The 9,201-nt window shown below is 33.8% G+C and carries 10 protein-coding genes; 8 read left to right on the forward strand and 2 right to left on the reverse strand.

Annotation, left to right across the window (positions count from 1 at the left end; genetic code table 11):
* Positions 1-368: 368 nt before the first annotated feature.
* Positions 369-1,388 (forward strand): DUF3231 family protein, encoded by a 1,020-nt coding sequence (locus SB717_RS33010; protein WP_410906983.1) that lies wholly within the window; start codon positions 369-371, stop codon positions 1,386-1,388.
* A gap of 315 nt (positions 1,389-1,703) precedes the next feature.
* Here the strand turns inward: SB717_RS33010 and SB717_RS33015 are convergent, their stop codons facing one another.
* Positions 1,704-2,138, reverse strand: a complete 435-nt coding sequence (locus SB717_RS33015; protein ID WP_410906985.1) for a hypothetical protein — start codon at positions 2,136-2,138, stop codon at positions 1,704-1,706.
* Positions 2,139-2,622: 484 nt separating this feature from the next.
* Here SB717_RS33015 and SB717_RS33020 point away from each other — a divergent pair, with 484 nt between their 5' ends.
* The 6 genes from SB717_RS33020 to SB717_RS33045 all read left to right on the forward strand — a co-directional run bounded on the left by SB717_RS33020 (position 2,623) and on the right by SB717_RS33045 (position 7,156).
* Positions 2,623-3,177, forward strand: coding sequence for a DUF3231 family protein (locus SB717_RS33020; protein WP_410906987.1), 555 nt, complete (start codon positions 2,623-2,625; stop codon positions 3,175-3,177).
* A 10-nt stretch (positions 3,178-3,187) separates the two neighbouring features.
* Positions 3,188-3,736 (forward strand): DUF3231 family protein, encoded by a 549-nt coding sequence (locus SB717_RS33025; protein ID WP_410906989.1) that lies wholly within the window; start codon positions 3,188-3,190, stop codon positions 3,734-3,736.
* Positions 3,737-4,017: 281 nt separating this feature from the next.
* Entirely contained in the window at positions 4,018-4,203 is a 186-nt protein-coding gene (locus SB717_RS33030; RefSeq protein ID WP_410906991.1) for a gamma-type small acid-soluble spore protein, read from the forward strand.
* Between the two features lie 342 nt (positions 4,204-4,545).
* Positions 4,546-5,259 carry a vanadium-dependent haloperoxidase gene (locus tag SB717_RS33035; RefSeq protein ID WP_410906993.1) on the forward strand — a complete coding sequence of 238 codons (714 nt, stop codon included), beginning with the start codon at positions 4,546-4,548 and terminating at the stop codon, positions 5,257-5,259.
* Between the two features lie 837 nt (positions 5,260-6,096).
* Positions 6,097-6,261: a hypothetical protein gene (locus tag SB717_RS33040; RefSeq protein WP_157842253.1), complete on the forward strand. Its 165-nt coding sequence runs from the start codon at positions 6,097-6,099 to the stop codon at positions 6,259-6,261.
* A 46-nt stretch (positions 6,262-6,307) separates the two neighbouring features.
* On the forward strand, positions 6,308-7,156 hold the full coding sequence (locus SB717_RS33045) for a class I SAM-dependent methyltransferase (RefSeq protein ID WP_410906995.1): 849 nt from the start codon (positions 6,308-6,310) through the stop codon (positions 7,154-7,156).
* Positions 7,157-7,386: 230 nt separating this feature from the next.
* Here SB717_RS33045 and csaA read toward each other — a convergent pair whose 3' ends face one another.
* On the reverse strand, positions 7,387-7,716 hold the full coding sequence (csaA, locus tag SB717_RS33050; protein ID WP_410906997.1) for a chaperone CsaA: 330 nt from the start codon (positions 7,714-7,716) through the stop codon (positions 7,387-7,389).
* Positions 7,717-7,982: 266 nt separating this feature from the next.
* Here csaA and SB717_RS33055 point away from each other — a divergent pair, with 266 nt between their 5' ends.
* On the forward strand, positions 7,983-8,978 hold the full coding sequence (locus SB717_RS33055) for a DUF3231 family protein (protein ID WP_410906999.1): 996 nt from the start codon (positions 7,983-7,985) through the stop codon (positions 8,976-8,978).
* Positions 8,979-9,201: the final 223 nt, after the last annotated feature.

A 9,201-nucleotide genomic window follows, 5' to 3' on the forward strand; every position in this document is an offset into this window, starting at 1 on the left:
CTAGCAGTATTCTGGACCATGCATTTGTCCTCTGTTTCCACATTTCCTCATGCAACCGACAGACTCGTTACCAAGAATGCCGTTTCGGATGGAGATCATCTTTACGTCTAGATGAGTAGCGTTAGCTACACTGTAAGAAAGCGACTTCTTGTCGCACCATAAAACGTATTTTAGGAAATAAAACAGAAAGGGCTTCAAATAGGTATGAGGCCTTTATATTTATATAAAGAAAAGCTTAATTCATTAGCATATTCTCATAATAGCTTCCTTTCATTTAGGTTTCTATTCCTACTTATCCTAATCTTTATTCATAGGAAAAAATTTATTGGAGAAAATAATACAAATTATTAAAGTATGGAGGAAGTTAAGTGAAAGAGAAAAAACAGATTAGGCTAACCTCAGCAGAAATCGCTCAATTGTGGGCTCAATACTTAAATGACAGTGCTAGTCAGTGTATGTTACTTTATTTTTTAGAAAAAGTAGAAGATGAGGAGATCAAACCTATCATTGAATATGCTGCACAATTATCTAGTAAACATATACAAAAAATAGCTAACATACTGACTGAAGAGAAACATACGATTCCTCAAGGATTTAAGGTCGAAGATGATGTTAACTTAACGGCGCCCAGACTTTATTCAGATACATATGTATTACAATTCATTCATCAAATGTCCAAGGTTGGCCTGACAAGCTATGCGGCTAGTTTATCTTCAACAGTAAGAAAAGATATTACAGATTATTACAAAACGTGCCTAATAGATACCATGACCTTATTTGAAATGTCCAAGGATAAATTATTAACAAAAGGGATATATGTCAGATCTCCTTATTTTCCTAATTTAGATCATGTTGATTTTGTTGAGAAGCAAAGCTTTATATGGGATTTTTTTGGAGAAAAAAGACCTCTTACAGCAATAGAAGTAAGTAATCTTTATGCTAATGCGCAAAGAAATGCGTTAGGTATTGCTACTCTAATGGGTTTTAGTCAAGTAGCCAAATCAAAGGATGTTACACAATTCTTTATTAAGGGCATTGAAATTGCTAAAAAACATGTTCAATTGTTTAGTGGAAAATTAGCAGAGAGTGATATTCCTATCGCTGTATCATGGGCTGCAGAGGTAACAAATGTGACAAGTCATGTCTTCTCAGAAAAATTAATGATGTCTTATGTTGCTACCTTAAATGCGTTAGGTATAGGTTTCTATGGTACTGGTATAGCTCAAAGTCCTAGAATCGATTTAGGGGTCATGTATAACAAAATGTCCGTGCAAGTACAGATGTATTCAGAAGATGGAGCCAATATCATGATTGAAAACAAATGGCTAGAACAGCCTCTATTAGCTTCTGATAGAAAAGAGCTTGCAAATAAGAATAATCAATCCTAACTTTGAACAAACTACTCAAGAAAAAACGGGGAAGCGTCTTATACAATCTAATTACGAAAAGCGAAAAAATTACTGAACATGGCCAGTAGTTTTTTCGCTTTTTAATGAGCATGAATGAGTTTTTCTTTAGTTGAACACTCTATTTAAGAAACCCTTCAATACTCACTCTAGTATATAAAGGTGGATTTACTATACATGAATGATAAATTACATAAGGTCTTTATTGTATACTTCATTGCTTTGATCGGTCCCTTTGCTGTTCTCTTTCTTACAAATCATTTAATTCGAGCAACTCGTAGAAAATAGGGTGTAGGCTTAATTTTTTAAAACTTGATGTTTTACCAAAATTCGATAATAACCATAAATAACAATATATGCTATTAAATAACTGATAAAGGTACCAATAATATTCCATCCATTAAAATACTCTACTCTTCCTACGACTAAGCCCACCCCTTCAAAACCTGTAGTAAACAGAGTAAAACAAAGTAAAAGCATGATGGTATTAACCTTCTTTTTTATTTTAAAATAAATTAAAAAAGAAGATAGGACGGGATAGAAACCAATATTTAAAGGAAATGCCGATAAACTTCGATTTCTAAAAGTTGGTTCGAACTGCCAAAAGTAATTAGTTCCCCACTCATTTAACATAAAGGCTACTGTCATTCCTATTGGTGCAATTAAAAGAACAATTATAGGTTCTTTTTTGTATAATATGAAACCAAAAATCCAAGGTATAATAAATCCCATAATAATATTTACTAGTATTTCCTCTCTTCTCCTCTCACTAAGATAACCTTTTAATAGGATTGTCAAAAACTCAAAAAGATAGTAATGAATGTTTTTTCTTTAAATGAACATTCTACTTAAGAAACCCTAAAATATTCAATCTAATATATAAAGGTGGATTCAATATAAGTGAATCATAAGTCTTATAAATTCTTCGTCATACACTTAGTTGTTTTTATTGTTCCCTTTGCTATCATCTTTCTTACCGACTGCTTAGTTCAAATGACTCGTAGAAAGTAATTTATATACTAGTTGGTACTAAACGATTATTTCTTTGAACGGGTTTTCCTCTTCCTATCAGGCATAAGTACAACTACGCTTCTGTTTTTCTCCCTAATAGGCTCGCCACTCGGCCCGATTTCTAATAAATGCTGTACTAAAAAGTCTTCTATGCATTAGAAATACCCTTTAGGGGAAAGTAAAAAAAAGAAGGAAGGTGAAATATATGCCTGATATTTTGCAAGCCTTGAAAAGTGTAATTCAGTCTTTTGTTAAAGATGAGAACAAAACGCCTCTTCATATTGGCGAGGCGATGGGATGCTGGATATTTTTAGCGTTAGTGGGTGAGACACAAGTACAGACTGAAGCAGGAATTAACAGTACAACGGATCCTGAATTGAGAAAAGCCCTTCAAGAAGCCGTCAACATGTTCAAATCAGAGAAAGAGCAAATTTCAGCATTTATGCGATCAGAAGGAATTCCGTTACCACCTCTTAGTGAATCCAAACCAATCTCTGATCCAAGTAATGTTCCATTAGGGGTGAAGCTCACAGATGATGAGCTTGCAAACAGCCTTAAGAAAAAAATATCGATGGCGATTACAAACTGTTCGGAATCGGCTTCACAATCCCTTCGCAGCGATGTTAGTCTGATGTGGGCCGGATTTTTGCAAGAACACATAACTTTTTTACTAACCTTTAAATTATTGATGCGAAAACGGGGATGGATCAAGGTGCCACCGCCGTATCATCCTGCAGGTCTACCCCAAGCAGAAAAGTGAGGTGAGAAATATGCCAGATGTCGGAAAAGCTCTTAAAAATATTATTCAATCATTTGTTGACGAGGAACCCAAATCACCCTTACATGTGGGGGAAGTCATGTCCTGCTGGTCCTACCTTTCCGAATTAGCTGACGAACAAGTTCATTCCGAAGCAGGGGTTAATAGTACAACGGATCCCGAATTACGAAAAGCTTTCCATGAAGCAGTTGAGATGTTCAAATCACAGAAAGAGCGAATGATTGCTTTTATGTTATCAGAAGGAGTACCCCTTCCACCCTTAAGTGAATCCAAGCCACAGTCTAACCCAAGCGATGTTCCATTGGGGGTCAAGTTAACGGAGGATGAACTTGCAAACAGCCTTAATATTAAAATGGTTATTTTAATTACCTATTGTGCAAATGCAATCATTCAATCCGCACGCAATGATGTTACTTTGATATGGATTGAATATCTGCAGGAATATATGACATTTGGAGCAACCCTAAAAGAACTTGTGAAAAGACGGGGATGGCTTAAAGTCCCTCCATACTATTATGCTCCGGGAGCACCGATAAAATGAGATGGTAAAAGAAATTCTTAAGAAAGAGGACCTTGATACTTCCTTAGATCTAGGAGGTCTTTCTTTGTTATGAATAGGCTATTGGTAACTTGAACAAACTACTCAAGAAGAAACGGGGCATCGTTTTATACAACCTAATTATGTAACGAAAAAAACTGCTGATTGCACACCAGTGGTTTTTTCTTTTTTATAGATTTTATCGGCAATCATATATTCCTTAAAGGCTTTTTAGAATAGTTACGATCTCCTTGGGAACATTAATTTTTGTGGAGGTGATTGTAATGAATAACAACCAACGGCCAAACAAAACTTCTGCAGGAACAAACGCTGCAAAAGTAAAACAACAAAATGCTGCATCTGCATCTAACAAATTTGGAACAGAATTTGCTAGTGAAACGGATGTACAAGCAGTAAAACAACAAAATGCTCAAGCAGAGGCTAAAAAGAATCAACAAGCTGGCCAATAATAAAGAAACCTAACAAAAGGTATTTCCATAAACGTTGGAAACACCTTTTCAATTGGAAATTTTTATAATATCAACATTTGTTCAAACATTTATAATTACTTTACATATCATAAATTATGAAAATAAACTTCGAAATCTCCTGTTTATTTCTAAAATGACAGACAAACTACTGATTGGATCCAGTAGTTTTTTCTGTTTTTAACCTACATTTGATATACATTCTTTCCTCTATAAATTGAGTAAGTAATATCGGGGGTTTATTTCTAAAAAAGATATTGACATATTTTATTATTCTTAATCATAAAGAACAAGAAGAATAAATTCTATAAGGGGCTGAGACTGATGCGAGCAAGTTATAGAAAATGGAAAGAACACCCTTATGACGGAGAGAAAACCCCTCCTAAAGGCTCTTCAGAAGCAGGATATTGGCCAATGTTTTTTTTTTCAAAAGGTAGAGATAATAATTTCTTAGATCCCTTTCATCAACCTATCAATTGGAGAATTAAAAATCCTGATGATATTAATTGGCAAACAGAACTTTTTCTAGTAAATCAAACATTAAAGTCGCTAACTCCTCAACAAAGACAAATTGCGCAATATTGGGGTACAGGTGAACTAAGTGCAAAAATTACTGCTGCGATTTTTGATTTAGGTGAAAAATATCGGCTAGGATCACCTCATATTGCTAGAGCTCTAGGGTATTCCAATGCTGCTATAAACGATACATTCGTAATCACATGGTTTTTAAAATATCTATGGAATGTAGCACGACCAAATCAATATGGGACAAATTTATCTACTGTGTTGATTACTCCTCGCTTTCCATCTTATCCTTCTGCCCATGCTACTATTGCAGGATGTTCAGAAATATTATTAAGTTATTTCTTCCCCTCAGAGTCAGCAAGAATAAAAAATTTGATGAAAGAAAGTGCTCAATCTCGTTTGTACGCTGGGGTACATTTTAAAGTAGACAATGATGAAGGTTTAAGATTGGGAAGGCAAATTGGTGAAACAGTCGTAAAACTAATGAGTTCACAAAACTTAAACACCATTTAATAAAAAGCAAGATTATTATAATTGTTTCTCTTAGAAATCATAAAAGAATAATTATATGTAACATAACACTTAACCACTATGAATATTTTTTTATAACTGAAGTAAACTGCTTATGAACTTAAAAGACATTAGAGTATGTATAGCATACTGATAATCAGAAAAATCACTGACGGAAGCAGGGATTTTTCGCTTTTTTTAGCCTGTATACTCCATTTAAAGCTATATTAACTATATAACTCATTATACTTTCATCATATTTTCACTTTCCTTTTTTATAATGTACTTTGTAAAAAGAAAACTAATCTGTTCATCTAATATAAATCTTAAAAATCGTACGATTAGTTAAGCTCACTTTGCTAATCGTACGATTTTTGATTATCTGAACCATGAGAAATAAAAAGATACCCACTCAAAGCAGTACATACTTAACCTTTCTCAAACAAAAACTACTACTGGTGAATGAATAAATTTGCTTACCAAGAGCAAACTACCCAAGATGTTATTAAACATCGACTCATACAACTAAATTCTGCAACAGAAAAATTACCTTCCCAACTCCAGAGGTAGTTTTTCTGTTTTTAGACTGTATAAGATATACATTCGTAGTTAACATAATTCATGTTATAAGAAGCAAAAAACCTGTATTTTCAAATACAGGTTTTTTCATATTACTCTTCAAAATATCTATTCAAAACTTATTATTTTTAATAAAAATCATTCATTTCCTACCTCTATAATACCACATTTTTGTATTTTTTTCCAGTCTGGTATTTAAATCTTTTTTCAATAAAATACAGAATAGGATTGGTATTCATATAAAAGAAATGGGGGAAGAATTTGAAGGTAGCTAGTGAAGTAGAAGTTATAGAATTAAAAATTGAAGCTCTTGGTGACCAGATTGTATTAAACCCTACATCTGGAGGGGTTTCCTGTGGTAAAAGTAATATAAGATTATACCACAAACGGGCCATTTTCTGGAATAACCCTTTAAAGGTAAAATAGTATTTGAATGTTAAAATCAAATGTAATTGCAAAAGGAGATTCATAAATGAAGGAAAACCAAATCAGTTTTACCGCGATGATGACAGCTTATATTCGAGGTATTCACTCAAAATATGCAAACCACAAAATTTTCAATGACTTTTTGGCATATGACCTAATTCCTGAAGAGCAAAAAAAATTAATAGAGGAGATTATGCCAAAAGAGGCTTTAATGAATTCTACAGCCTCTATCACCCGTTCTCGGTACACAGAAGATTGTTTAATGAAGGCGATTGAAACTGGTGTAGAACAGTATGTAATCTTGGGTGCTGGCTTAGATACTTTTGCATTTAGATATCCTGATTTGTTAAAGAGTCTTAATGTATTTGAATTAGATCATCCTGCGACGCAAAGTTTTAAACGTCAATGTGTCGATAAGGTGGGGTGGAATCATCCAGAAAACCTACATTACATTTCTATTGACTTCACTCGAGAGGATATAGTAAATAAATTCAATTCATCACTAAACTATTCTGCCTTATCTAAAAGTTTTTTCAGCTGGCAAGGGGTTACAATGTACTTATCCAAAGAAGAAGTATATAAAACACTGGCTAATATACCTAAAGTGACTCCCTCTGGAAGCATGATTGTATTTGATTACTTCAGTGTAGATGAATTTAATGAGGAAGCCACTTCCACTGATTTGAAAAAGAAAGAAAAAATGATGAATAAGATAGGAGAGCCAATGAAAACGGGTTTTGATCCAGCTAGTATGAAGCAAGAAATGGCAGAACTCGGATTGAATTTGCTTGAGAATTTAAGCCCGACGGATATTGAGAAACGATATATGACAGGATTAAATGTGAACTTAAAGGCGCATAAAAACGTGTACTTTGCACTAGCTGTAGTTGAATAGGCTCTATTCCGAAAGGGCGCGATTGTTGAAGATCAATGTGGAATTTGTTTTCGCTGATAGTGGGGAAATTTAAATCGTTGTGGACAAAAACTAATCAATTTAACAAGATGCTTTATTATTTACTTAACGTAATGTAAGTTAACAGCATAAATAAAAAAGCACTAGTTCAAGACTAGTGCCTTTCTATTTATTTTAATTATAAATTAGTTCATTTTTCTTTGATGACTTTACTAAGCAATCGGTGTACCATTTTTAACAAACTCACTAGACCTTAATAGGACTACATCGCCCTCTTCTGGAACTCCACCTATGACTAGTACCTCGGATTTAAAACCTGCAATACGCATAGGAGGAAAATTCACCACGGCAACTACTTGAGATCCAATCAGTTGTTCGGGTTTATAGCGTTTTGTAATCTGAGCTGAAGAATATTTTACTCCAAGCTCCCCAAAGTCTATCTCTAATTTTATTGCAGGCTTCCTTGCTTCTGGAAATGGTTCGGCTTTTACCACAGTACCAATACGAATATCTAATTTGAAAAAATCATCGATTGTTGCCATCATTATCACCTACACTTTTATTATTTGGAGATACATTGTATAAACTTTTAATTTATCCCTTTGACCTTATTGATTCTAACATCAGGAAAATAGGTATTTTTGTCCTGTCTTAAGAATATATTGTCCAACTATAAGATGTAAGAAAGTTAAACATACTTAACATAAAACCACTTATCGGAACTATTATGAGAAAAATCTAACCTGTATGAAAGCCTAAAAAGAGGGGAAACTAAGCAAAAATAGTTTTTACACGGAGGAAAAGAAAATTGCAGGAAAAGAATCGATTAACATCTCCTGAAATTGCAAACTTATGGACACACTATATCCGTGAAACATTATCTGTATGTGTAAATAAATATATGCTTCACACTATCCAAGATCCTGAGATACATAGCCTTTTTCAAACGGCTCTTCACTATTCACTTAAACACATAGTTGCTTTAAAAGCATTATTTAAGAAAGAAAAGTTTCCAATTCCTAAAGGATTTACAGAAGAGGACGTAAACTTAGAGGCCCCTCCTCTGTTTACAGACGTCTTGTGTCTCAAATCCCTTTATATGATGAGCACACACGGACATAATGAACATAGCTTAGCTTTTACGACTTCCCTACGCCAGGACATTGTAGATTTTTATTATCAGTGCAATCTTGATGCGATGGAAATCTATAAGAAATCAAAGGACCTTCTTATTTCAAAACAACTTTACCAGCAACCACCTACCTATATAACACCCAAAAAGGCAGGAATGATTAAACAATATCACTATGTAACAGATGTTTTCGGTAAGCAGAGACCGATGAATGCAATAGAAAGTGGCCATACTTATTTTAATTTAAACAAAGTAATAATCTCGAAAGCGATGATTCTTGGCTTTACACAAGTTTCAAAAAATCCAAACGTGCGGACATTATTAGATAAAGGTGTACAAACTGCAAATAAACACATAACTACTTTTTCATCTCTATTAGCCAAAGAAAACATACATCTACCTAAATCAGTTGAAACAGAAATTACAAATTCTACTGTTTCTCCGTTTTCAGATAGACTTATGCTCCTTCAAACAGGTTTTTTATATGGTGTAGCAATAACCTATTTTAACGCAGCTCTCATTTCAAGTATGAGAGCTGATATTGCAGCACATAACGAAAAAGCTGCGTTAGCTAGTTTATGGATATTTAATCGTATCGGAAAGGAAATGATTGATAATCAATGGATGGAGCAACCCCCACAAGCAGACGATCGTAAGAGGTTAGATCATTAGACAAACTTTCTTAATGAATAATGTTTAATACTTTGAGCAAACTACTCAAGACGTTCTGCAACGTCGGCCAAACATTGATTATCATTCATGAAACAGAAAAAACAACTGAACAGGACCAGTTGTTTTTTCTGTTTTTAGCTGTATATGATATACAAAGTTAGTTTCTATAGAGTTTGCTTAACAGTTATCAAAAAATAGAAACACTACATACTATACGCGTAAG

The organism is Priestia sp. SIMBA_032, from assembly GCF_046535215.1.
In the GTDB taxonomy this organism is placed as follows: Bacteria; Bacillota; Bacilli; order Bacillales; family Bacillaceae_H; genus Priestia; species Priestia aryabhattai.

What these genes read in the sequence shown, in the direction of transcription:
- SB717_RS33045 (WP_410906995.1), top strand. Translation starts at nt 6,308, where the DNA reads ATGAAGGAAAACCAAATCAGTTTTACCGCGATGATGACAGCTTATATT.
- csaA (WP_410906997.1), bottom strand. Translation starts at nt 7,716, where the DNA reads ATGGCAACAATCGATGATTTTTTCAAATTAGATATTCGTATTGGTACT.
- SB717_RS33020 (WP_410906987.1), top strand. Translation starts at nt 2,623, where the DNA reads ATGCCTGATATTTTGCAAGCCTTGAAAAGTGTAATTCAGTCTTTTGTT.
- SB717_RS33015 (WP_410906985.1), bottom strand. Translation starts at nt 2,138, where the DNA reads ATGGGATTTATTATACCTTGGATTTTTGGTTTCATATTATACAAAAAA.
- SB717_RS33030 (WP_410906991.1), top strand. Translation starts at nt 4,018, where the DNA reads ATGAATAACAACCAACGGCCAAACAAAACTTCTGCAGGAACAAACGCT.
- SB717_RS33035 (WP_410906993.1), top strand. Translation starts at nt 4,546, where the DNA reads ATGCGAGCAAGTTATAGAAAATGGAAAGAACACCCTTATGACGGAGAG.
- SB717_RS33025 (WP_410906989.1), top strand. Translation starts at nt 3,188, where the DNA reads ATGCCAGATGTCGGAAAAGCTCTTAAAAATATTATTCAATCATTTGTT.